This window comes from Agrobacterium sp. CNPSo 3708 (assembly GCF_028674915.1).
In the GTDB taxonomy this organism is placed as follows: Bacteria; Pseudomonadota; Alphaproteobacteria; order Rhizobiales; family Rhizobiaceae; genus Agrobacterium; species Agrobacterium cavarae.
The window spans coordinates 30220-53607 of the sequence record NZ_JAQZSF010000011.1; the positions used below are offsets into that span (position 1 = coordinate 30220).

The following is a 23388-nucleotide window of genomic DNA, read 5'->3' on the forward strand; positions in this document are numbered from 1 at the left end:
GAGCGGCTGACCTACTATCAAATGCTCAAGGTTTGCCTTGATCTGCCTCCGCCTCGGCAAATAGAGCGTCGAGACGTGGCTTGGCGCGGGCGGGCAGTGCCACGCTTCTGTAGTGTTCCGGCAGGCTACCCTTACCCACCTTGATCAACATGACCATGCCCATACCAAAATGCGGTGAGCATTTGATGCCGTAGAAGCCCTGCTGATCGAAAGTGACTTCAATCTCCTCGTTGATCTTGCCCTTGAAACCCTTCGCCCCCTCTGGAACCATGCCGTCGATGGTCGCGGCATTGTGGCTCTTATGCGTGGCGATGAACTTCACCGTGTCGCCAGGCTGGAGGTGAAGATAATCGGGTTCGAAAACCATCGAACCCTTTTTACCCTGATTGAGCATCCTGACCTCGAAGTCCTCCGCAAAGGCGAGACCTGCACTCAGCGACAAAGCGACGGCGGCCGTAGCAATGGATAGCAACAATTTCATCACGTCGTCCTTACTGGGTAGATCATGGTCGGGGCGCGATAGCGGATATGACAGGCATCCTCGCCTTCTCGTTCCACGTCGACATGAACGCCGAACACATCGAGGATGAGATCCGGGGTCAGCACGTTGCAAGGCTTACCCATCGCGACGAGCGCTCCCGCCTTCAACACGGCAACCCTGTCACAAAACATCGCCGCATGGTTGAGATCATGCAAGGCGGCGGCCACTGTCAGTTTCTGCTGCTGAACCAGATGCAGAAGTGCGATCTGGTGTCCGATATCGAGATGGTTGGTCGGCTCGTCCAGGAGCAGGATCTTCGGCTGCTGCGCCAAAGCGCGCGCAATATGTAGACGCTGCCGCTCTCCACCGGAAAGCGTGTGCCACATCCGTCTCCCGAAGCCCTCCATATCGACGTCATGCAACGCCTGATCGACAATCTCATCATCTTGAGGAGTCCATGGAGACAGGGCGCCCTTATGCGGAATACGGCCAAGCTCCACCGCCTGGCGAGCATTGATGCGCTCCTGCGTCTCCGCCTGCTGCTCGACAAGCGCGATCTGACGCGCCACATCACGGCGCTGAAGCTGGTTCAACGACTTGCCATCCAGCAAGACTTCACCGGAGCGCGGTTTTCTCAGGCCAGAGAGCATGGCCATGAGGCTCGTCTTGCCCGACCCGTTGGGTCCGACAATGCCGAGAAACTCGCCGGCAGAAAGATCGAGGCTGATGTTCTTGACGATATCGACGCCGCCCGTCGCCCAGCTTAGGTTGTGCGCTGACAGCATCATGCCGCCCTCCTTCGCTGCGAAAGGATGAGCGCAAAAGCCGGCGCACCAAAGAGCGCGGTAATCACACCAATCGGTAGAACCTGGCCAGCGATGATGGTGCGGGAGAGAATATCGGCAGCGATCATAAAGATGGCACCGATCAGCGCGGCGGCCGGCAACAGGCGTCCGTGACGAACACCGACAACAAGACGGGCTGCATGGGGAATGACGAGACCGATAAAGCCGATAGATCCGACAATGCTGACCATCACCGCCGTCATCAAGGCAGACGTGCCCGTAAGCACGACATAGACGCGGCGCACGGGGATGCCAAGAGAGGCGGCCGACTCCGCTCCGAAGGTAAAGGCGTCCAGGGCGCGGGCATGCCAGAGGCAGACGATAAGACCGAACATGGCTATGGGAAGGGCAAGCGAGACATCCGTCCAGCGAACGCCGGAGAGGTTGCCGAGCAGCCAGAACATGATGCCGCGTGCCTGTTCCGCATTGGCGGCCTTGGTGACAATGAATGAGGTAAGTGCGTTGAACAATTGCGAACCGGCAACGCCGGCGAGGATGATTGCGCTGTTACCCCGCCCTGCCCTGAGCGCCAGCAGGCTGACAAGCGCAAAAGCCACGAGCGCACCAAGAAATGCACCGAGCGGCAGTGTCAGCATGCCCGCGCCGAAGCCAAGAAGGGCGACGCTGACCGCGCCGGTCGATGCTCCAGCGGAGATGCCGAGAATATAGGGGTCGGCCAGAGGATTGCGCAGCAGCGATTGCAGCACGACACCGGAGACGGCAAGCGATGCCCCACAACAGGCGGCAACCACGGCTCGGCTCAAACGATAGTTCCAGATGATCCCCTCATCGATGGCATCCAGTGAATATCCGGCATGCCAGAGGCGATTGGCGACGGTCTTGGCGACAACCTCCATCGGAATGGAGGTTTCGCCAATCGAGGCGCCCAGCCAAAGCGCCACCAGAAGACACCCGGCTGCAATGACGGCAGCGCGGGTGTAAAGCAAGGGAGCGGGCATCCTCTTACTTCACTAGGCCAAGTTGGACGATCTGGTCGGCCAGCACCTCGATGCCGTCGATGGTGCGGATCGTCGGGTTCATCGCCTGCGCATCCATGACGACGATATGGTTGTCCTTCACCGCTGGCATCAGGCTTGTAACGGGATCATCTTTCAGGAATTTCAGCTTCACTGCGATATCGTCGGCTGGAAACCGGCGGCGGTCCATCTTGCCCGCGACGATGATCGTGGGGTTGGACTTGGCGATGGTTTCCCAACCAACCGTCGGCCATTCTTCATCGCTATCGATGACATTCTTGATGCCGAGCGCCGACATGATGTAGCCGGGCGCACCATTCTTGCCCGCCACGTAAGGATCGATATCCAGTTCGGCGCTGGAGAACCAGAAGACAGCCGAGAGCTTGCCATCCACGGATGCGATCTTCTGACGCGCAGCGTTCTCGCGGGCCTTCAGGTCCGCGATGAGCTTCTCACCTCGATCCTGCACGTTGAAGATTTGTGCGAGTTCGGCAATTTCCTGGTAGATTTGGTCCATGGTGAAGACCGAATGTCTTACACCATCGCCGCCGCCCGAATTGTCCTTACCCGTGCAATCGGCGGGCGACGTGTAAACCGGGATACCAAGCTCTTCGAATTGCTCAGGCTTCGCCACAATGCCTTCCGGACCGACATGCCATTGAAACTGAGCGGTTACGAGATCCGGCTTTTTGGCAACCACACTCTCGAAACTCGGATCATTGTCCGCGAGGCGCTCAACCTTGGCGTTGGCCTTTTCGTATCCCGTGATGACCGGGCCGATCCAGACGGCTGTACCGACCACCTTGTCGGCCAGTCCGAGCAGATAAAGAATTTCCGTGGTGCTCTGACCGAGAGAAACCGTGCGCTGTGGAGCATGCGGAAAGGTGACGTCCCTGCCGCAATTTTTCAGCGTCAAGGGGTAGGTCGTTTCCGCAGCCTCTGCCGTTTTCGGCACGATCGAGAGCGCAGTGAGTGCAGCGGCCAGAAACGCGCCGGTGAAATGAAATGTCATGGTCCGATAATCCCCGAAATCGTCGACGTTGCCGACAAGCAAGACGCCGTCATGTGAGCGCGAATGAAACACTCATTCGACAGCCACGGGAGTGAGACGATCGAGAACGAGGGAAAAGACAGATGGATGTGAGCGCTGAAGGGCGCAAATAACAATCATGACGTCTCCTGTTCAGGGCATCCCCGCCCGTGACATTGGAATGAACTTATGACGGCAGGTCTCCTGGCTCACGGATGATCGTCTTGCCCGCCTTCCCACGATAATTCGCAGTGGCCTGACGCAGGTGAATGCGCCACGAGTGCTCGACAATCCGCTTACAGTTGCGGGGGCAGCCACGGCATTGGAGATATCCCCTCACCGTGTTCCCTATTATTCCGCACGATCTCTCGCTTGGAACCGTCGCCAGCCAGATAGACCTATTTGATCTCGTCCGTCAAGCAAGCCATTGTAATGTTATTACATATCAAAAACAAGTGGATCATTGTGCTGAGAATAAACAAAATGGCCGGAACGAAGTCCCGGCCATCAAGGGTTTTAGCGAAATGATCTGGTTATGGGAGCGTGTAGGCGATGACATAATCACCCGGCTTCGTCCCCACTGAACCGTGGCCGCCTGCAACCATCACGACATATTGCTTGCCGTCATCGAGAGCGTAGGTCATGGGCGTGGCCTGCCCACCCGCGGGCAGGCGTGCTTCCCAAAGCTGCTTGCCGCTCGTCAGATCGTAAGCGCGCAGATAGTCGTCCACGGCTGCGCCCAAGAAAGCGACGCCACCTTTGGTGATCATCGGACCGCCGATACCCGGCACACCGACCTTGAAGGGAAGCGGCAGCGGCGTCATGTCGTAAACGGTGCCGTTCTTGTGCTTATAGGCAACCTTGCCGGTTCTAAGATCGGCACCGGCGACATAGCCCCATGGTGGCGCCTGGCAGGGGATGCCGATCGGGCTCAGGAACGGGCCCATCAGCACGCCATAGGGTGCACCATCATTGCGGTTCAGACCCTGCTCGCTGCCCTTTTCATCCTGACCCCTCGGCGGGATCTGGTCGCGCGGAACGAGCTGTGAGGTAAAGGCGAGATAGGTCGGCATGCCGAACATGACCTGGCGTTCGGGATCGACTGCGACGCTGCCCCAGTTGAAAGTACCAAAATTGCCAGGATAGATGATCGATCCATTCAGCGACGGCGGGGTGTAGCGACCTTCGTAGTTCAGCTGATGGAACTTGATGCGGCAGGCGAGCTGATCGAGCAGCGAGACACCCCACATGTTCTTTTCCTGCAGCGGTTCCGGCTTGAAGGTCAAGGCAGATGTAGGCTGCGTCGGCGCGGAGAAGTCCTCGGGAATTGCGCCACCAGGTGCCGGCTCTTCGGTCACCGGCAGGATTGGCTCACCCGTCCGACGGTCCAGCACATAGATATCGCCCTGCTTGGTCGGACCGACGAGAGCGGGAACAGATTGACCATCCGGCTTGGTGATATCGAGCAGCACCGGCTGGGCCGGCACATCCATATCCCAGAGATCGTGATGCACCGTCTGCCGGACCCAGCGGTCCTGCCCGGTGTTCACGTCGAGTGCCACGATCGACGAGGAGTACTTCTCTACATTCTCGCTCCGACCCATTCCGAGCTGGTCAGGAACTTGATTTCCCAAAGGGATGTAGACGAGCCCAAGCGCTTCATCGACGCTGAATACGGACCAGCTGTTGGGAGAGTTGGTCGTATAGGTCTGACCCGGCGGAAGCGGTTGGGTTTGGGTAGGGTTTCCGGAATCCCAGTTCCACAGCAGCTCTCCGCTGTTCACATCGAAGGCGCGAATGACGCCCGACTGTTCCTGGGTGGAGTAGTTGTCGTTGACTGCGCCGCCGACGATGATCTTGTTGCCGGCAATGGCGGGCGGCGATGTGGAATAGTAGTAGCCAGCCGGATTGTACTTCATACCGACTTCGAGATGGAGAACGCCCTGGTCTGCGAATGACGTGCAGACCTTGCCGCTTTCGGCGTCGAGCGCGATCAGACGAGCATCCGATGTTGGCAAATAGACGCGCGCGGCGCATTGCGAGCCTGCCTGAGCGGCTGGATCGGCATAGTAAGTCACGCCGCGGCATGTCTGGTGCTGGCGATTGGGATTCAGGCCGACATTCGGATCATATTTCCACTTTTCCTTGCCGGTCGCCGCATCGATGGCGATCGCCCAATTGTGCGGGGTGCAGAGGAAGAGTGTCTTGCCAACCTTCAGCGGCGTGACCTGATACGTCGTTTCGCCAACATCGTCGGGAAGCTTGACGTCGCCGGTTTGATAACGCCAGACCTCCTTCAGATCGCCAACATTGGCAGTGGTGATCTGTGTCAGCGGCGAATAGCGCTGGCCATAGGACGTCCGTCCATATTGATGCCACTCGCCATCCGGAACAGCGTTTCCATAAGAGGGCGCGTTGTTGACGACCTCCGTCGGAAGATTGCCCTCCTGGTCATGCGGGTCCTGCGTCATCGATACGGCGGCCACACCCATGGAAATGACGACAGCGACCAGAAGCGGGACGGCATTTGCTCTGTAGCGAATGCCGGTCGGGCTGACAAAACCGAGTGGCTTACGGATCCATGGCATCAAAAGCCAGATGCCGATCACGATGATCAGGCCGCCACGCGGTCCAAGCTGCCACCAGTCGAGACCAACTTCCCACAAGGCCCAGCCGAGGGTCGCGATCACGAAGAGCGCGTAGAAATGCAGCGCCGCCTTGTTTCGCTTGAAAAGAAGAATTGCCGTGATAACGAAGGCAAGCCCGGCGAGAGCGTAATAAAAGCTTCCCCCGAGCATGATAAGTTGAGAACCGAAGCCGAAAAGCGCAAGGCCGACAAGCGCTAGAGCGACAGCAGTAATGGTGACCGCCATGAAGAGCCCCTGTTAATTTCCCTTGGGGCTTAACAGGGTCGAAGACGATAAGTTCCGCAGAAATCACATTTCTGCCACTTCCGTGTTATCCGCGGATCGTTTCAGTCGCGAAAGTCGTTGAAAGCCCGCGCCATGTCGCGGTGTCCAGCAGACGCGGCTATAAGCGATGCCAGCAGAATTCTTGCCTGACCAGGCCGCAATGTTCGGGAATGGATGGCACCGACAGCACCCATATCGTGACCGCCACCGCCTCCGCCATAGCCCGCCACCAGGTGCCCCTCGGGAACGCGGCTGGAAACGACGACCGGAACATGTCTCTCGCGACAACGCCGCAGAGCATCAACTACGTCCGCGTTGGCATTACCTGAGCCGAGAGCGCAAAGAACGATGCCTTTGGCCCCCGCATCAAGACTGGCATCGATATGGGTCGCTTCACAGCCCGGATAGATTGCGACGATGTCGATGCGGATAGCATCGACCGGCGCCGAAAATTCAGGGCTTTGAGGACAGTCGGAAGGTCCCGCAAGATCGAACGCATCCGGATCGTCGGCTGAGCGCTTGTAGAGACCCCAGACCGGCAGCAACTTGCCACCGAAAGACAGAAGAACTCCCTTGTCGCTATTGGATGGCGTCGCGGCAGCGGCAATCGCCGCCTGAAGATTGGCCGGGCCATCCGAGAGCGGGTTATCGGCCGTAAACTGCGCGCCGGTGAATACCACCGGTTTGCCGAGCCTATGCTGTAGATGAACGAGCAGTGAGGTTTCTTCCATCGCATCAGTGCCGTGAAGCACGACGACGCCACATACCGCAGGGTCGGCAAGCTCGACACCAACCGCATCGCTGATCGCCTGCATGTCGGAGATCGTCAGGCTGGAGGAATCCTTCGCCATCAGCTCGACGGGTTTGACGGAGGCGCTATCGCCGCCAAGGCCGGAGAGGAGGTTTTCACCGGAGAGCGAGGGTTTCGCAGCCCCGGTTTCGTCACGCTGGCTCGCAATCGTGCCGCCGGTGGCAATGACCGCCACCAGCCCTTTGTCATGATCGGTCGGAATTGCGATGGTCACTGCTGACCCCGCGCGCCAGCGTCACGCAATTGCTGTACTTTCGACAATTCCTGAATACGGCCACGCATCAAATACCATCCCCCCACCAAAGTCGGTGCGATGACGATAAGAGAGCCGACGGTATATGTGCCCGCAGGGTAATCGAATGCCATCAGCACCAGAACGCCAAACAGGAAGACAAGCGTCAGGATGCCCGTATAAGGCGCGCCAATCATGCTGAAATCCGGACGCTGCATCTTCCCCTGCCGGGACAGATGCCACAGCTTGAGTTGGCATAACACGATGACGCCCCAGGCGCAAATAATGCCGAGCGCGGCAAGATTGAGCGCAATTTCAAATGCTTCCGAAGGAACGATGGCATTGAGAATGACGCCGAGCACAGTGACGACAGCCGTGACCGCGATGCCGCCATAGGGCACGCCAGCCTTGTTCATCTTCGCCAGCGCCGCCGGTGCAGAGCCGGACACCGCCATCGAATGCAGGATGCGGCCGGTCGAATAGAGGCCGGCATTCAGTGACGACAGAACCGCGGTCAGAACGACCAGGTTCATGACGATATCGGCGCCTTCGACCCCGATGGAGCCGAAGAAGGTCACGAACGGGCTCTCGCCTGCCTTGTAGGCTGTGTAGGGCAAAAGAAGTGTAAGCAGCAGGACCGAGCCGACATAGAAGACGAGAAGGCGGAAGACGACGGTGCGGATCGCCTTTGGCATCACCTTGCGCGGGTCCTCCGTTTCACCTGCGGTGGTCCCGATCAGCTCGATCGAGGCATAGGCGAAGAGCACACCTTGAATGATGATGAAGGCCGGCAGAATGCCATTGGGGAAGAAGCCGCCATTATCGGCAATCAGGCTGAAGCCGGTGACGTGACCTTCGATTGGCGTTCCAAAAATGACGAAGTAAACGCCGACGATCAGGAAGGTGAAGAGCGCCAGGACCTTGATCAGGCTGAACCAGAATTCCAGTTCGCCGAACACCTTGACCGACAGCATGTTCATGCCGAGCACGATGATGAGCGCGCCGAGCGCGAACACCCACTGGTCGATGCCCTGCATCCAGGGCACATATTGCTTGAAGAAATTCATGTAGAGGGCAACCGCCGTCACATCGGCAACCGAGGTCATCGCCCAGTTCATCCAGTACATCCAGCCGACAGCGAAGGCCATCTTCTCGCCGTAGAACTCGCGGGCATAGGAAACGAACGAACCCGATGTCGGGCGATGCATGATCAATTCGCCAAGCGCTCTGAGCACCAGGAAGGCGAAGAAGCCGCAAATTGCATAAGCGAAGACAAGAGCGGGGCCAGCAATGGCAAGGCGCCCGCCCGCCCCGAGGAAAAGCCCAGTTCCGATCGCGCCGCCAATGGCGATCATCTGAATCTGGCGCGGTTTGAGTGCTTTGTGATAGCCGAAATCCTCCTGGATTTCGACCTGACGTTCATGGTTTGCTTGAGTTACCTTATCCACTGGTGTCGCTCCTCCCTCAGAGCTATCGTCCATAGACTTGATGAATGACCCGTTCTGTCCTTGCGCGAGCAATGCTCTGTCAAAACTCCAGGCGCCGAAAGGTCAAGGTAGCCATTCTGTAAGGCTGCATGACAGATTTTCGATCCCTTAATTCTCGACTGCGCGCCCGTCAACCCTCTCCCCGGCCATTGACCTACATCATGGACAGGATTAAACCAAGTTAAATCTGTCTAGCAGCTTTACAGATTATCGGATCAACATGGAGGATGATATGATCACGATGCGTCAGGAACGCGATCTTCTTGGGCCCAAGGATGTCCCTGCAGATGCCTATTGGGGCGTGCACACGCAGCGCGCGGCGGAGAATTTCCAGATCAGCGGCGCAACGATCGGCCGCTATCCCTACCTCATTCGCGGACTGACCTTCGTCAAGGAGGCCGCTGCATTGGCAAACCATGAGTTGGGACTGCTAGATCAGGAGCGTCTGGACGCCATAGTCACGGCCTGCCGCGAGATCCGTGACGGCGCCCTCCACGACCAATTCATCGTCGATGTGATTCAGGGCGGGGCCGGAACGTCCACCAACATGAATGCCAATGAGGTGATCGCCAATCGCGCATTGGAAATTCTCGGGCACGCCAAGGGCGATTACAAGCACCTGCACCCGAACGATCACGTCAATCTCAGCCAATCCACCAATGACGCCTATCCGACGGCGATCAACATCGCCTTGATCGAATCCATCGATGAACTGGCCGCCTCCATGCTTGTGCTCCAGGACGCTTTCGAGGCGAAGGCCCGCGAATTTGACGGCGTTCTGAAAGTCGGGCGCACGCAGTTGCAGGATGCAGTGCCGATGACACTCGGCCAGGAATTCCGCACCTTCGCCGTGATGCTTGGGGAAGACCGTGCGCGCCTAATCGAATCGGCAGCATTGCTGCATGAGATCAACCTCGGTGCGACGGCGATCGGCACAGGCCTTAACGCTCCTGCCGGTTATGCCGCGATTGCCTGCAAGCATTTGGTCCAACTGACAGGACGACCGCTGGTAACGGCAAGCGACCTCATCGAGGCAACGCAGGATCCTGGCGCTTTCGTTCATCTCTCGGGCGTATTGAAGCGCGTCGCCGTCAAACTCTCGAAGACCTGCAATGACCTGCGCCTGCTGTCCTCCGGTCCCCGTGCCGGCATCGGTGAGATCAATCTCCCCGCCGTACAGGCCGGCTCAAGCATCATGCCCGGCAAGGTCAATCCTGTGATCCCGGAAGTCGTCAACCAAGTCGCCTTCGTGGTCATCGGCAACGACATCACCGTCACCATGGCCGCAGAGGGCGGTCAACTTCAGCTAAACGCCTTCGAGCCTGTCATCGTGCGGGCCTTGTCGAAAAGCATCGCTCAGCTTGGCACCGCCTGCCGGACGCTCGCGGAACGCTGCGTCGTCGGGATTACCGCCAATGTCGATATCATGGCGCGTCGATTGGAAGAATCGATCGGCATTGCGACGGCGCTCAATCCGCTGATCGGCTATTACGCCGCAACCGAGGTTGCACGCGAGGCACTGGCAAGCGGTCGAACCGTGCCACAGGTCGTGCTGGAAAAAGGCTATATGAGCGCTGAACAGTTGATCGAGGCGCTGAGGCCGGAATTGTTGGCAAATATCTCAGCACCTGCTGTGCAGCCTGCCGCATAAGACATTCAGACAAGGCAAGCCGGGAGACGATGACAGTCTTCCGGCATTCCCAGACGCTACGCTTTACCTGGCGTCATCACCCATGATAGAGGTCACCGCCTGCTTGACCTTGCCAAGATGGGCTTCCATCGCCTGGCGCGCGCCATCTTCAGAGCCTGCCTCGATCGCTTCTGCAATCTTGCGATGCTCGATATTTGAGGCGACGCGGCGGTGGGCCATGAGGTTCAGCAGTTCCGATTGCTGGCTGACGCTGTCACGGGCATCCGCAATCACCTTGGCAAACAGCGAGTTGCCGGAAGCCTCTGCAATGGCGCTATGGAACTCGCAGTCCAGTAGCACCCATTTGTGCAAATCTTCCTGTTGATCCATCTCGCCGCAGAGCTTCATCATCCGCGCCACCTGCTGGTCCGTTCGGCGAAGCGCCGCCCAGCCGGCGGCGGGCACCTCGACGAAAGGTCTCGCCTCCATCAGATCGCGTGCCGAATAGCCGCCGTAGCGCAACTCTTGTCGGGGAGAATCCGTCAGGACGAAAGTGCCACTGCCCGTGCGCGTCTGCGTCATGCCAGGCGTCTGCAACGAGCGAAGCGCTTCGCGCACGATGGGGCGGCTGACACCATATCGACCGGCCAGATGCGTTTCCGATGGCAGGCGTGTGCCAACCGTCAACCGGCCCGACACGATGGCCGACCGCAAATCCTCGAATACCGATTCTGCCGCACTTTTGCGATTAACCGGGTTCGCCTCGTAAATCCAATCAGCCCCTGCACTCATGTCAGTAACCTTTCCAAACATCATATCATTGTCAAGAAGCGGCCTGCTGACAGAATGATCAGAACCAAAGAAAGCTGTGACCCTACTCATTTGCTTAATTTTTAGACATGATGAAAAACGTTGCTATTTCGATAGGTCTGCGGCATTGATGCGCGCATGACGCTTCGGGATTTGACCATTCTTGTGATCGATGAAAACGCCATCCGCGCCTCGATTATCGAGGAAGGACTGCGTGAGGCCGGTCATATGAAGGTCACGGTCATTCACGAGGTCAACGGGGTGGCCCGCACCATCGAGACGCTGCAGCCCGATGTGATCGTTATCGATCTGGAAAATCCTAATCGCGACATGATGGAGCATCTGTTTCAACTCACGCGCACGATCAGCCGGCCGATCGCCATGTTTGTCGACCGATCGGACACGGCCTCGATCGAGGCCGCCGTGGAAGCCGGTGTTTCGGCCTATATCGTCGACGGGCTGAAGAAAGAGCGCGTCAAGCCGATCCTCGATATGGCGGTCAGCCGGTTCAACGCGTTTAGCCGCCTGCAGCGAGAATTGGCCGAGGCGAAATCCGCGCTCGAAGAGCGCAAAGTGATTGAGCGCGCCAAAGGCATATTGATGAAGATGCGCGGACTTTCCGAAGAGGAAGCCTTCGCACTGCTGCGCCAGACGGCGATGAACGAGAAAAAGAAATTGTCCGAGATCGCGCAGAGCGTGGTCACGGCTGCCGGGCTACTGATGTAACGGCCGCCACCGGACGAGGAGCGATAGCATGACGGTCATAGACGATCTTGCAGACAGGAAATCCGGCATTGCAGCGCCTGCGCCGATCGGCAATGACCGGCAGCGCACCCTCCGGGCCGGTTTCATTCCGCTTGTGGACGCCTCGGTTCTGATTGCCGCGGCCGAATTCGGTTTTGCCGAGAAGGAAGGGCTGAAGCTCGACCTGGTGAAAGATGTCTCCTGGGCGAATGTTCGCGACCGCCTCGCCTTTCGCCAGTTCGACATTGCCCACATGCTTTCCCCCATGCCGGTGGCATCCATGCTCGGTCTCGGCTCAAACCCCTCGCCGACCATCACGCCCTTTTCACTCGGGCGGGGCGGCAACGCCATTACGCTTTCCACTGCGCTTTTCTCAAGGATGCAGGAGACGACCGGCTTGTCCGCGACAGCGGGGGCGCTGGAAAATGCCCGCGCGCTGAAAAGCGTGCTTGATGAGATGCGGGCCAAGGGAGAGCCGACGCCCACGCTCGGCATGACCTATCCATTCTCGTCGCATAATTACGAATTTCGCTACTGGCTGGCAGCGGGTGGCATCCACCCGGACACGGATGTCAAACTGGTGGTCGTGCCGCCACCGCTAACCTCCGATGCGCTTGCGGCCGGTGCAATCGACGGCTTTTGCGTCGGCGCTCCCTGGAACATGATTGCCTGCGAGCGCGGCGTCGGGCGCATCGTGGCCGTCAAGCAGGATATCTGGCCGTCCGCACCGGAAAAAGTCATCGGCATGCGCCCCGATTGGGCGGAGAGCCAGCAGGAAAGCGTGGCGAGACTTCTCGTGGCATTGGACGCCGCCGCCCGCTGGTGCGACGGCCTGGGAAATCGGCAGGCTTTGAGCGAAGCGCTTGCCGATCCGCGCTATATCGGCGCGCCTGAACATATTCTCCGACGCGTGCTCGGAGGAGAATTCCATATCGACAGCCAGGGCAACCAGCGCGTCATCGATAAATATTTCCAGTTCCACGCCGATCACGCCAACGATCCGCAACCCAAACAGGCGCTCTGGATTTACAGCCAGATGATCCGCTGGGGGCAGACCACGTTTTCGGCCGAGGGTGCCAAGGCTGCCGCATCCGCCTATCGTCCTGACCTGTATCGCGCGGCGCTAGGCACGGGCGGCGCTGCTCTTCAGGATGAAAACGATGGCGCAGGAGCACTCTTCATGGATGGAATGACCTTCGATCCCTCAGACATTCCAGCCTATGTCGAGCGCTTCCCGGTTAAGAATTCGGCCACGGCCCAACCCGCGACAGGCGACTTCTGAAGCATCGAATGCTGCATTTTTGGAGCCAAGGGTCGGAGCGCAGATTAAATAATAGCCTGAAATTTTTTGGCTTAAATACCAACTACAGACCCCGCATCTAAAAAAACTTATATTTTTCAATTTAGTAGAGACACGCACAAAAACTGGCACGGTGCTTGCTTTGTGTAAAACGCTCGGGTCAACGGCGATCGGAGCAGCAGGAACGCGTTATCAGCGTTCTTCATACGACACAGACGTCGCAAGGTATGCAGCCCGGAACCTCCTCCCGTTCCGAAGGCGCATCACCGAGCGGCGTTTTTTTGTTTTTGGGCTTCGCAAAAGTCATAGGGCGCCCATGAGGCTGCCAAAAAGGGGAACATGCGACATGAAGAAAATGCTTTCCAGTTCGATCAGCCGCCGCTCGATCCTGAAGACGTCGGCCACTGCAGCCCTGATCACCGCCGTCCGAACGGCTTTCCCTTCTGGCGCCTTCGCCGCCACGTCCGAACCTGAAGTCAAGGGCGCGAAACTTGGCTTCATCGCGCTGACCGATGCGGCACCACTGATCGTCGCATCGGAAAAGGGACTTTTCGCCAAGCATGGCATGCCCGATGTCGAGGTGCTGAAGCAGGCCTCATGGGGGGCGACACGTGACAACCTCGTTCTCGGCGGCGCGTCCAACGGGATCGACGGTGCCCATATCCTGACCCCGATGCCCTATCTCATGCACACCGGCAAGGTGACGCAGAACAACGTGCCGGTGCCGATGGCGATCCTCGCCCGCCTCAATCTCGATAGCCAGGGCATCTCCGTTGCCAAGGACTATGCCGACACCGGCGTCCAGCTCGATGCTTCGAAACTGAAAGCCGCCTTCGAAAAGAAGAAGGCGGACGGCAAGGAAATCAAGGCGGCCATGACCTTCCCCGGCGGCACGCATGATCTGTGGCTTCGCTACTGGCTGGCGGCTGGCGGCATCGATCCGGACAAGGACGTTTCCACCATCGTCGTTCCGCCACCGCAGATGGTTGCCAACATGAAGGTCGGCAACATGGATGTCTTCTGTGTCGGCGAACCCTGGAACGAGCAACTGGTCAACCAGGGCATCGGCTTTACTGCCTGTACGACTGGAGAGCTGTGGAAGGGGCATCCAGAAAAGGCGCTCGGCATGCGCGCCGACTGGGTTGAGAAGAACCCGAATGCCGCTAAGGCCATGCTGATGGCCGTGATGGAAGCCCAGCAATGGTGCGACAGCATGGACAACAAGGAGGAGATGTCGACCATTCTCGGCAAGCGCCAGTGGTTCAACGTTCCGCCAAAGGATGTGCTCGGCCGCTTGAAGGGTGACATCAATTACGGCAATGGCCGCGTTGCCCATGGCACCGATCTCTACATGAAGTTCTGGAAGGACGCGGCATCCTATCCGTTCCAGAGCCATGACAGCTGGTTCCTTGCCGAAAACATCCGCTGGGGCAAGTTCGCGCCGGACACCGACATCAAAGCCCTGGTGTCTCAGGTCAACCGCGAAGATCTTTGGCGCGCTGCTGCGAAGGACTTGGGCGTTGCCGCTGCCGATATTCCGACCTCCACCTCCCGTGGCAAGGAAATTTTCTTCGATGGCAAGGTCTTCGATCCCGAAAACCCATCCGCCTATCTCGACAGCCTGTCGATCAAGGCGGCCTCCTGAGGACGCCATAGCCCCTCCGCAGCCGGCGGAGGGGCGCGCAACCCGTGCAACACACCATCCGGAAACAGGACAAGACCATGACCGCAACCGCACGCAAGACAGAAAGCACGGCGATCACCGTTGCGACGCCAAAGGGTGGCACCGTGATTGCCATGAACCGCCGCCCCGTGTCGGTACTCTCCTCTCGCAGGATCGCCGCATCGATTGCGCGAAACGTCGTTCCGCCACTCGTCGTCCTGATCATCCTGCTCGGCCTCTGGCAGGCGCTCTGTTCGGCGCCCGGCGCGTCACTGCCGCCTCCAAGCCAGGTCTTTGAGGAAAGCTACGACCTGATCGTCCACCCCTTCTTCCATTATGGCTCTCAGGATATCGGCCTTGGCTGGCGCGTTCTCGTTTCGCTCGAACGTGTTGCCTATGGGTTTGGTCTTGCGGCGATCGTCGGCGTCGTTGTCGGCGCCATCATCGGCCAGTCCGTCTGGGCAATGCGTGGCCTCGATCCGATCTTCCAGGTACTGCGCACGGTCCCGCCGCTTGCATGGTTGCCGCTGTCTTTGGCCGCGTTTCAGGACAGCAATCCATCCGCCATTTTCGTGATCTTCATCACCTCCATCTGGCCGGTCATCATCAATACCGCAGTTGGCGTGCGCAACATCCCGCAGGATTACCGCAACGTCGCGCAGGTGCTGCGTCTCAACCAGATCGAATTTTTCTACAAGATCATGCTGCCATCCGCCGCGCCCTACATTTTCACCGGTCTTCGCATCGGCGTCGGCCTCTCCTGGCTTGCCATCGTCGCGGCTGAAATGCTGACGGGTGGCGTGGGCATCGGCTTCTTCATCTGGGACGCGTGGAATTCATCCCGCCTGCCCGACATCATCGTGGCACTCGCCTATATCGGCGTCGTCGGCTTCGTCCTCGACAAGCTGGTGGCGGCCGCCGGAAAGCTCATCACCCGCGGCGCGGCAGCGAACTAGGAGGATTTCTTCATGAACGCCTATTTGAAGCTCGATCATATCGACAAATATTTCGACAAGGGTGGCAGTCGCGCAGAGGTGCTGAAGGGCATCAACCTCATCATCGACAAGGGCGAGTTCGTCTCCGTCATCGGCCATTCCGGCTGCGGCAAGTCCACCATGCTCAACCTGATTGCCGGTCTGACCAAGGTTTCCTCCGGCGTGGTGCTGTTGGAAAACCGCGAGGTGAACGAACCGGGTCCGGAGCGTGCGGTCGTTTTCCAGAACCACAGCCTGCTGCCATGGCTCACCGTCTACGAAAACGTCAATCTCGGCGTCGAGAAGGTCTTCCGCTACACCAAGTCCAAGGCCGAGCGCCATGATTGGGTCATGCGCAATCTTGATCTCGTGCAGATGGCCCATGCGAAGGACAAGAAGCCATCCGAGATTTCCGGCGGCATGAAGCAGCGCGTCGGTATTGCTCGGGCCTTGGCGATGGAACCAAAAATCCTGCTGTTGGACGAGCCTTTCGGCGCGCTCGATGCGCTGACCCGCGCCCATCTGCAGGACGCGGTGATGGAAATCCATGCGCGGCTTGGCAACACCATGATCATGATCACCCACGACGTGGATGAGGCCGTTCTGCTTTCCGACCGCATCGTGATGATGACCAACGGCCCGGCCGCTCATATCGGCGAAATCCTCGATGTGCCGCTGGAGCGACCGCGCAATCGCATCGAGCTTGCATCCGACCGAACCTATCTCAAATGCCGCGAAGCTGTGCTGAAGTTCCTCTACGAACGTCACCGCTTCGTCGAAGCAGCGGAGTAAGACCCCATGTCCGAAACAAAGCCCCAGAAACTCGTCATCATCGGCAACGGCATGGCGCCGGGCCGGATGCTGGAAAACCTCTTCGAGACCGCCCCCGGTGTCTTCGACGTCACGATCTTCAACGCCGAGCCGCGCGTCAATTACGACCGCATCATGCTCTCGCCGGTTCTCTCCGGTGAAAAGGCCTATGAAGACATCGTCATTCACAATGACGACTGGTATGCAGCCCATGGCGTGACCCTGCACAAGGGCGCGAAGGTCAGCCATATCGACCGCGAGCGCAAAACCGTCACCAGCGAGAACGGCATCACCGCCTCTTACGACAAGCTGGTGATCGCCACCGGCTCCTCGCCCTTCGTCATTCCTGTTCCCGGGCACCAGTTGCCAGGCGTTCTTGCCTATCGTGATCTCGATGACGTAACGAAGATGCTGGAGATCGCCGGCGGCAAGGGCCGCGCCATCGTCATCGGCGCCGGTCTTCTTGGTCTCGAAGCAGCCTATGGCCTGAAGCGTCAGGGCATGGATGTCACCGTCATCCACCTGATGCCGACCATCATGGAGCGCCAGCTCGATCCGGCAGCGGCTTACCTTCTGGAAAAGGCGCTGACCGAACGTGGCATCGACATCATCACCAAGGCCAATACCAAGCGCATTCTCGGCGAAGCCAAAGTCGAGGGCATCGAGCTGGAAGACGGCCGCATCATCGAAGGGACCATGGTGGTGATGGCGGTCGGCATTCGCCCGGCCTCCGGCCTTGCCAAGGAAGCAGGTCTTGCCGTCAATCGCGGTATCGTCGTCGATGATGGCATGATGACGTCGGACTCCTCAATCTACGCGCTCGGCGAATGCGCCGAGCATCGCGGCATCTGCTATGGTCTCGTCGCGCCACTTTACGAAAGTGCCAGAGTGCTGGCCGACCGCCTGATCGGCGGCCAGTCCGAATATCACGGCTCCGTCACCAATACGAAGCTCAAAGTCACCGGTATCAACCTCTTCTCCGCAGGCGATTTTGCCGAGGGCGATGACCGTGAAGAGATCGTGCTGCGCGATGCGACGGCGGGCGTCTATAAGCGCCTGATCCTCAAAGACAATCGTATCATCGGCGCGGTCCTCTATGGTGAGACCTCGGACGGTTCGTGGTTCTTCGACCTGATGAAAAAGGGCGCGGACATCACAGAGATGCGCGAAACACTGATTTTCGGCCAAGCCTATCAGGGGGGCTCCCCTCTGGACCCTATGGCGGCCGTTGCAGCCTTGCCGGATGATGCGGAAATCTGCGGCTGCAACGGCGTTTGCAAGGGAAAAATCACCTCCACCATCACCGGCAAGGGCCTGACCTCGCTTGACGATGTGCGCGCTCACACCAAGGCCTCGGCCTCCTGCGGCAACTGCACAGGGCTCGTTGAGCAATTGATGACGCTGACGCTTGGAGACAGCTATAATCCCACGGCGGTGCAGCCCATGTGCAAATGCACCGATCTTGGCCATGACGATGTGCGCCGTCTGATCAAAGCCAAAGGGCTGAAGACCATTCCTGCCGTCATGCAGGAACTGGAGTGGAAGACCTCCTGCGGCTGCGCCAAATGCCGTCCGGCGCTGAACTACTACCTCGTCTGCGACTGGCCGGATGAATATGCGGATGACTATCAGTCCCGCTTCATCAATGAGCGCGTTCACGCCAATATCCAGAAGGATGGCACCTATTCCGTCGTTCCACGCATGTGGGGCGGCGTGACCAATGCGGGTGAATTGCGCGCCATCGCCGATGTCGTGGACAAGTTCGAGATCCCGCTGGTGAAGGTGACAGGGGGTCAGCGTATCGATCTTCTCGGCATCGAAAAGGAAGACCTGCCCGCCGTCTGGGCCGATCTCGGCAAGGCTGGCTTCATCTCCGGCCAGGCCTATGCCAAGGGTCTACGCACCGTCAAAACCTGTGTGGGCGAGCAATGGTGCCGGTTCGGTACGCAGGATTCCACGGGGCTTGGCATTCGCATCGAAAAGTTCATGTGGGGCTCCTGGACACCGGCCAAGCTGAAGCTTGCCGTTTCGGGCTGTCCGCGCAACTGCGCCGAAGCCACCTGCAAGGATATTGGTGTGATCTGCGTGGATTCCGGCTTCGAAATCCACTTTGCCGGCGCTGCGGGCCTCGACATCAAAGGTACTGAAATTCTCGGTCTGGTGAAGACCGCGGATGAGGCGCTGGAGCATATCGTGGCGCTGACGCAAATGTACCGCGAACAGGCCCGCTATCTTGAGCGCATCTACAAGTGGGCAAAGCGCATCGGCTACGACGAAATCCGCCGCCAGATCATGGATGACGCCGACAAACGCAAGGGCTTCTACGAGCGCTTTGTCTTCAGCCAGAAGTTCGCCCAGGTCGATCCCTGGTCGGAGCGTGTGTCCGGCGAACACAAGCACGAGTTCAAGCCGATGGCGACCATCGGCTTCAATCAAGCCGCAGAGTGACCGGGGCTTTCGAAGCCATCGGTGCATAGCGCTGGGTGGTGGGGCGACATGGAGGAGATGTCGCCCCATCCCAAAACTTCCAACCGGACACAGGATGACGACGATGAACTGGGTCGAAATCGGCAATATCTCTGACATTCCACTGCGCGGCGCGCGCTGCGTGAAGACGCCGATGGGCAAGATTGCGGTGTTCCGCACAGCCGATAACGACGTCTATGCCATCGAAGACCACTGCCCTCACAAGGGCGGGCCGCTCTCCCAAGGCATCGTTCATGGCGCGTCGGTGACCTGCCCTTTGCACAACTGGGTCATTTCGCTGGAAACCGGCAAGGCCGAAGGCGCCGACGAGGGTGCGGTGCGCACCATCGCCGTGCGCAACATCGATGGCAACCTGTCTGTTGCTCTTGAAAGCATGATGATCGCTGCGGAGTAAGCATGGCACAAGAGGTCAAGACCACCTGTCCCTATTGCGGCGTCGGCTGCGGCGTCATCGCGAAGGTCGATGACGACAGTGGCGTTTCGGTGAAGGGCGATCCGGATCATCCCGCCAATTACGGCCGGCTCTGCTCCAAAGGATCGGCACTTGGCGAAACGCTCGATCTCGACGACCGGCTGCTTTACCCGCACGTCGGTGGTGACCGAGTGAATTGGGATGAGGCGCTTGATCTCGTGGCCTCGAAATTCTCCGAAGCGATCGCGACCTATGGACCGGATTCGGTCGCCTTCTATGTCTCAGGACAATTGCTGACCGAGGACTACTATCTCGCCAACAAGCTGATGAAGGGCTTCGTCGGCTCGGCCAATATCGACACCAATTCGCGACTTTGCATGTCGTCCTCCGTCGCAGGCCATCGCCGCGCCTTCGGCTCGGACACGGTTCCAGGTCTCTATGAGGATTTGTTTCTCGCCGATCTCGTCATCCTGACCGGCTCCAATCTCGCTTGGTGTCACCCGGTCATCTATCAGCGCCTTGCAGCGGCCAAGGCAGAACGGCCGGACATGAAGGTGGTGGTGATAGACCCACGCCGGACCATGACCTGCGACATTGCCGATATGCATCTTGCCATCAAGCCGGATGGGGATGTGGCTCTTTTCACCGGCCTGCTGGCGCATCTGGCCAAGGGAGCGACGCTCGACAAGACCTATATCGAAAGCCACACGCAGGGTTTCGAAGAGGCCGTCCGAACGGCCTCTGACATTGGCATGGCCAGCCTGGTCGAGGCGACGGGTCTCAGCCTCGCCGAGCTTATCCGCTTCTATGACCTTTTCGAGCGCACCGAAAACGTCGTCACCTGCTACAGCCAGGGCGTCAACCAGTCGTCCAGCGGCACCGACAAGGTCAACGCCATCATCAACTGCCATCTGGCGACAGGCCGCATCGGCAAGCCGGGCGCGGGACCTTTTTCGTTAACCGGGCAACCGAATGCCATGGGCGGGCGCGAGGTGGGTGGTCTCGCCAATATGCTCGCCGCCCATATGGCCATCGAAAGCGCCGAGGACCGCGACCGGGTGCAGCGCTTCTGGAAAGCGCCGGCGATTGCGACTAAGCCCGGCCTCAAAGCCGTCGATCTTTTCCAGGCGGTGGCCGATGGTCGCATCAAGGCGCTCTGGATCATGGCGACCAATCCGGCAGTCTCCATGCCCGATGCCGGGGCCGTGGAAGCGGCGCTGAAGCAATGCCCCTTCGTCGTCGTCTCCGACATCATGGCGACGACCGATACGGCACGCCATGCGCATGTACTGCTGCCATCACTCGGCTGGGGCGAGAAGGACGGCACCGTCACCAATTCGGAACGGCGCATATCCCGCCAGCGCGGCTACCTTCCAGCGCCAGGCGAAGCAAAAGCCGACTGGTGGCAATTTGCCGAAGTCGGCAAGCGCATGGGCTACGCCGATGCGTTCACCTATGCCAATCCCGCGGAGATTTTCGCCGAACATGCCAGCCTCTCGGCCTTCGAGAACAATGGCAGCCGTGATTTCGATATTGGCGCCTTTGCCGAGATCGGGCAACCGACCTATGACGACTTGGCACCGTTCAACTGGCCAAAGCCCCCGGGAGAGACCCGCCAGACGACGCGCTTCTTCGCCGATGGGAAATTCTTCCATGCGGATGGAAAGGCGCGTTTCGTCTCCACAGCGCTGCCGCACACGAGCCGCACCAACGCCGACTATCCTCTGACGCTCAACACAGGCCGCATCCGCGATCAGTGGCACACCATGACCCGCACGGGCAAAAGTGCCCGGCTATCCTCACATCTGGCCGAACCTTTCGTCGAGTTTCACCCCCGCGATGCGATGGAAGCGGGGATTGAGAGTGCCGATCTGGTGGAGGTGGAAAGCCCTCTCGGCACGGTGATCCTGCGCGCGCTCATCACCGACAGGCAGGCACGCGGCAGCCTCTTCGTGCCGATGCACTGGAACGATCAGTTCGCCGCCAATGCCCGGATCGACAGGCTGGTGCCGCCCACCACCGATCCCTTCTCCGGGCAGCCGGCATCGAAAAATGTCGCCGTTACGGCGCGCCGCTTTCAAGCAAAGGCCTATGCCTTTGCGGTGACTGCTACGGCTCCGCGAAAGCTCGACTGCGCCTATTGGGCTCTCGCCAAGGCCGAGGGCGGCTATCGTGTGGAGCTTGCTTTCGAAACTCTGCCGGAGGACTGGATGTGCTGGAGCCGAAAAATCTTCGGGATCGATGCCCACGTCGAACCGCTCGGCTATGCCGACAATCGAACCGGCGACATTCGGCTCGCCTTTTTTGACGAAGATAAGTTACTGGCGGCGCTGTTTATCGCGGCCGCGCCCGTCGCCGTTGCGCGAAACTGGGCGGTCGCCCAGCTGAAAGAGCGGCATGAGGATCTACGCAACCGCTTCGCGCTCGTCGCGGGCAGGCCGGGCGCCGGCAGACCCGATCCCGGTGCCACCGTCTGCTCCTGCTTCAATGTCGGCATCAACCAGATCACCAGCGCGATCCGCGAGGGCTGCCACACAGTCGAGGCGGTGGGCGCCTGCGTCAGCGCCGGCACCAATTGCGGCTCCTGCCGGGCGGAAATCCGCACCATCATCGATGGGTGCCTGAAGACCGCAGCCGAGTGACATATCGACAGGAAACGAGGTGGGGAAGCCTTACAGCATCGGCCCGAAAGTCGGACTCGGTTTTCTTAAAGCAGGATGCGGCAACCACCTCTCGTGAGCCGGCGATCGCGCCTGGAAGGCAAAACTAGATATCGAAGAGGTATCCAGAAAAGAAAAAGCCTGCCGCGGGAGGAGGTGCGGCAGGCTTTGAACTTGATTGGCAATTGGGAGGAGGAGTATCGCCAATCCACATCGAACGACGCTGGGAGGAGGAGTGCGTCGTTTCGATGATCAATATATACTCCCGTTACCCGGCGCTGAAAAGCGCGGCACTCGCAGGGCAGCAATGCATAAATTGCATAACTGCTTTTACTATGACGTTTTTTTGATCACTGCGTGTCGCGATGGACCTGGAAGCCTGCAAAGGATTGGTTCACCGGCATCAACTCGATGGCGTTGATGTTGATGTGCTTCGGCTGAGACACCACCCAGTGAATGGTGTTCGCAATATCCTCCGGCAGGATCGGGTTGACGCCTTTGTAAAGCGTGTCGGATGCCTGCTGGTTGCCGCCGGTGCGCACCAGCGTGAACTCGGTTTCGCACATGCCGGGCTCGATGGATGTGACGCGCACGCCTTTGCCATGAAGATCCGATCGTAGCCCAAGCGAAAACTGGCGCAGGAACGCCTTGGTACCGGCATAGACATTGCCGCCGGCATAGGGCCAGCTCGCCGCGACCGAGGAAAGATTGACGACGATGCCGCGGCGTTCGATCAGCGTCGGCAGCAAGTGGTGGGTGATGTTCAACAGTCCCGAAATATTGGTGTTAACCATGGTGTGCCAGTCCTGAAGCGGCACTTGCGGCGCAGGTGCCGTTCCAAGCGCCAGACCGGCATTGTTGACCAGGACGTCGATTGCAGAAAACTCCTGCGGCAATTCAGCGAAAGCCGAACGCATCGCCTCCTGATCGGTAATGTCGAAGGCCAGACCGTGGAAGGACGATCCGAGTTCATCTTTAAGGTCTTGGAGCCGCTCGGCGCGACGGCCGGTCCCGATCACCTTCCAGCCATGGCTTGCAAAGAGACGCGCGGTGGAAAGGCCGAAGCCAGAGGTCGCTCCGGTGATGAGAATCGTGGCTGTCATATCTGCTCTCCGCTTGATGG

The 23388-nt window shown here is 59.1% G+C and carries 18 protein-coding genes and 1 riboswitch; of the genes, 9 read left to right on the forward strand and 9 right to left on the reverse strand.

The window, feature by feature from the left end:
• Positions 1–25: 25 nt before the first annotated feature.
• The 7 genes from PVA19_RS20835 to PVA19_RS20865 all read right to left on the reverse strand — a co-directional run bounded on the left by PVA19_RS20835 (position 26) and on the right by PVA19_RS20865 (position 8769).
• Positions 26–484, reverse strand: a complete 459-nt coding sequence (locus PVA19_RS20835) for a pseudoazurin (RefSeq protein ID WP_274104048.1) — start codon at positions 482–484, stop codon at positions 26–28.
• Entirely contained in the window at positions 481–1269 is a 789-nt protein-coding gene (locus PVA19_RS20840) for an ABC transporter ATP-binding protein (protein ID WP_274104049.1), read from the reverse strand. Before PVA19_RS20840 ends, PVA19_RS20835 begins: the two co-directional genes overlap by 4 nt.
• Entirely contained in the window at positions 1266–2285 is a 1020-nt protein-coding gene (locus PVA19_RS20845; protein WP_274104050.1) for a FecCD family ABC transporter permease, read from the reverse strand. Before PVA19_RS20845 ends, PVA19_RS20840 begins: the two co-directional genes overlap by 4 nt.
• Before the next feature lie 4 nt (positions 2286–2289).
• The gene (locus PVA19_RS20850) at positions 2290–3315 is read right to left on the reverse strand and encodes an ABC transporter substrate-binding protein (RefSeq protein WP_274104051.1); all 1026 of its coding nucleotides are present in this window, start codon (positions 3313–3315) and stop codon (positions 2290–2292) included.
• Between the two features lie 195 nt (positions 3316–3510).
• Positions 3511–3731, reverse strand: a riboswitch (cobalamin riboswitch).
• 135 nt (positions 3732–3866) lie between these two features.
• Entirely contained in the window at positions 3867–6206 is a 2340-nt protein-coding gene (locus PVA19_RS20855; protein WP_274104052.1) for a glucose/quinate/shikimate family membrane-bound PQQ-dependent dehydrogenase, read from the reverse strand.
• A 101-nt stretch (positions 6207–6307) separates the two neighbouring features.
• The gene (locus PVA19_RS20860; protein WP_274104053.1) at positions 6308–7270 is read right to left on the reverse strand and encodes an asparaginase domain-containing protein; all 963 of its coding nucleotides are present in this window, start codon (positions 7268–7270) and stop codon (positions 6308–6310) included.
• A complete protein-coding gene (locus PVA19_RS20865) occupies positions 7267–8769 on the reverse strand; it encodes an amino acid permease (RefSeq protein ID WP_113180574.1) in 1503 nt (500 codons plus the stop codon). Before PVA19_RS20865 ends, PVA19_RS20860 begins: the two co-directional genes overlap by 4 nt.
• 238 nt (positions 8770–9007) lie before the next feature.
• On the opposite strand from PVA19_RS20865, the gene PVA19_RS20870 reads away from it, so the two are divergent.
• Positions 9008–10426, forward strand: coding sequence for an aspartate ammonia-lyase (locus PVA19_RS20870; RefSeq protein WP_443111654.1), 1419 nt, complete (start codon positions 9008–9010; stop codon positions 10424–10426).
• A gap of 63 nt (positions 10427–10489) precedes the next feature.
• Here PVA19_RS20870 and PVA19_RS20875 read toward each other — a convergent pair whose 3' ends face one another.
• Complete coding sequence (locus tag PVA19_RS20875) at positions 10490–11197, reverse strand: FadR/GntR family transcriptional regulator (RefSeq protein WP_274104055.1); 708 nt, start codon at positions 11195–11197, stop codon at positions 10490–10492.
• Between the two features lie 156 nt (positions 11198–11353).
• Here PVA19_RS20875 and PVA19_RS20880 point away from each other — a divergent pair, with 156 nt between their 5' ends.
• From PVA19_RS20880 to PVA19_RS20915, 8 genes are all read left to right on the forward strand, one after another.
• On the forward strand, positions 11354–11941 hold the full coding sequence (locus PVA19_RS20880) for an ANTAR domain-containing response regulator (protein WP_111850875.1): 588 nt from the start codon (positions 11354–11356) through the stop codon (positions 11939–11941).
• A gap of 28 nt (positions 11942–11969) precedes the next feature.
• Positions 11970–13241: a CmpA/NrtA family ABC transporter substrate-binding protein gene (locus PVA19_RS20885; protein WP_274104056.1), complete on the forward strand. Its 1272-nt coding sequence runs from the start codon at positions 11970–11972 to the stop codon at positions 13239–13241.
• 364 nt (positions 13242–13605) lie between these two features.
• On the forward strand, positions 13606–14904 hold the full coding sequence (locus PVA19_RS20890; protein ID WP_274104057.1) for a CmpA/NrtA family ABC transporter substrate-binding protein: 1299 nt from the start codon (positions 13606–13608) through the stop codon (positions 14902–14904).
• A gap of 77 nt (positions 14905–14981) precedes the next feature.
• Entirely contained in the window at positions 14982–15878 is an 897-nt protein-coding gene (ntrB, locus tag PVA19_RS20895) for a nitrate ABC transporter permease (RefSeq protein ID WP_274104058.1), read from the forward strand.
• Between the two features lie 12 nt (positions 15879–15890).
• Positions 15891–16688, forward strand: coding sequence for an ABC transporter ATP-binding protein (locus tag PVA19_RS20900; protein WP_274104059.1), 798 nt, complete (start codon positions 15891–15893; stop codon positions 16686–16688).
• A 6-nt stretch (positions 16689–16694) separates the two neighbouring features.
• On the forward strand, positions 16695–19154 hold the full coding sequence (gene nirB / locus PVA19_RS20905) for a nitrite reductase large subunit NirB (protein ID WP_274104060.1): 2460 nt from the start codon (positions 16695–16697) through the stop codon (positions 19152–19154).
• 103 nt (positions 19155–19257) lie between these two features.
• Positions 19258–19587, forward strand: a complete 330-nt coding sequence (nirD, locus tag PVA19_RS20910) for a nitrite reductase small subunit NirD (RefSeq protein ID WP_274104061.1) — start codon at positions 19258–19260, stop codon at positions 19585–19587.
• Positions 19588–19589: 2 nt separating this feature from the next.
• A complete protein-coding gene (locus PVA19_RS20915; RefSeq protein ID WP_274104062.1) occupies positions 19590–22247 on the forward strand; it encodes a nitrate reductase in 2658 nt (885 codons plus the stop codon).
• A 368-nt stretch (positions 22248–22615) separates the two neighbouring features.
• Here PVA19_RS20915 and PVA19_RS20920 read toward each other — a convergent pair whose 3' ends face one another.
• Positions 22616–23368: an SDR family oxidoreductase gene (locus PVA19_RS20920; RefSeq protein WP_274104063.1), complete on the reverse strand. Its 753-nt coding sequence runs from the start codon at positions 23366–23368 to the stop codon at positions 22616–22618.
• Positions 23369–23388 lie beyond the last annotated feature (20 nt).

Excerpts from the sequence above, each read along its gene's own strand:
- PVA19_RS20840 (WP_274104049.1), bottom strand. The coding sequence starts at position 1,269 with ATGATGCTGTCAGCGCACAACCTAAGCTGGGCGACGGGCGGCGTCGAT.
- PVA19_RS20845 (WP_274104050.1), bottom strand. The coding sequence starts at position 2,285 with ATGCCCGCTCCCTTGCTTTACACCCGCGCTGCCGTCATTGCAGCCGGG.
- PVA19_RS20850 (WP_274104051.1), bottom strand. The coding sequence starts at position 3,315 with ATGACATTTCATTTCACCGGCGCGTTTCTGGCCGCTGCACTCACTGCG.
- PVA19_RS20855 (WP_274104052.1), bottom strand. The coding sequence starts at position 6,206 with ATGGCGGTCACCATTACTGCTGTCGCTCTAGCGCTTGTCGGCCTTGCG.
- PVA19_RS20865 (WP_113180574.1), bottom strand. The coding sequence starts at position 8,769 with ATGGACGATAGCTCTGAGGGAGGAGCGACACCAGTGGATAAGGTAACT.
- PVA19_RS20870 (WP_443111654.1), top strand. The coding sequence starts at position 9,008 with ATGATCACGATGCGTCAGGAACGCGATCTTCTTGGGCCCAAGGATGTC.
- PVA19_RS20875 (WP_274104055.1), bottom strand. The coding sequence starts at position 11,197 with ATGAGTGCAGGGGCTGATTGGATTTACGAGGCGAACCCGGTTAATCGC.
- PVA19_RS20880 (WP_111850875.1), top strand. The coding sequence starts at position 11,354 with ATGACGCTTCGGGATTTGACCATTCTTGTGATCGATGAAAACGCCATC.
- PVA19_RS20885 (WP_274104056.1), top strand. The coding sequence starts at position 11,970 with ATGACGGTCATAGACGATCTTGCAGACAGGAAATCCGGCATTGCAGCG.
- PVA19_RS20890 (WP_274104057.1), top strand. The coding sequence starts at position 13,606 with ATGAAGAAAATGCTTTCCAGTTCGATCAGCCGCCGCTCGATCCTGAAG.
- ntrB (WP_274104058.1), top strand. The coding sequence starts at position 14,982 with ATGACCGCAACCGCACGCAAGACAGAAAGCACGGCGATCACCGTTGCG.
- PVA19_RS20900 (WP_274104059.1), top strand. The coding sequence starts at position 15,891 with ATGAACGCCTATTTGAAGCTCGATCATATCGACAAATATTTCGACAAG.
- nirB (WP_274104060.1), top strand. The coding sequence starts at position 16,695 with ATGTCCGAAACAAAGCCCCAGAAACTCGTCATCATCGGCAACGGCATG.
- nirD (WP_274104061.1), top strand. The coding sequence starts at position 19,258 with ATGAACTGGGTCGAAATCGGCAATATCTCTGACATTCCACTGCGCGGC.
- PVA19_RS20915 (WP_274104062.1), top strand. The coding sequence starts at position 19,590 with ATGGCACAAGAGGTCAAGACCACCTGTCCCTATTGCGGCGTCGGCTGC.
- PVA19_RS20920 (WP_274104063.1), bottom strand. The coding sequence starts at position 23,368 with ATGACAGCCACGATTCTCATCACCGGAGCGACCTCTGGCTTCGGCCTT.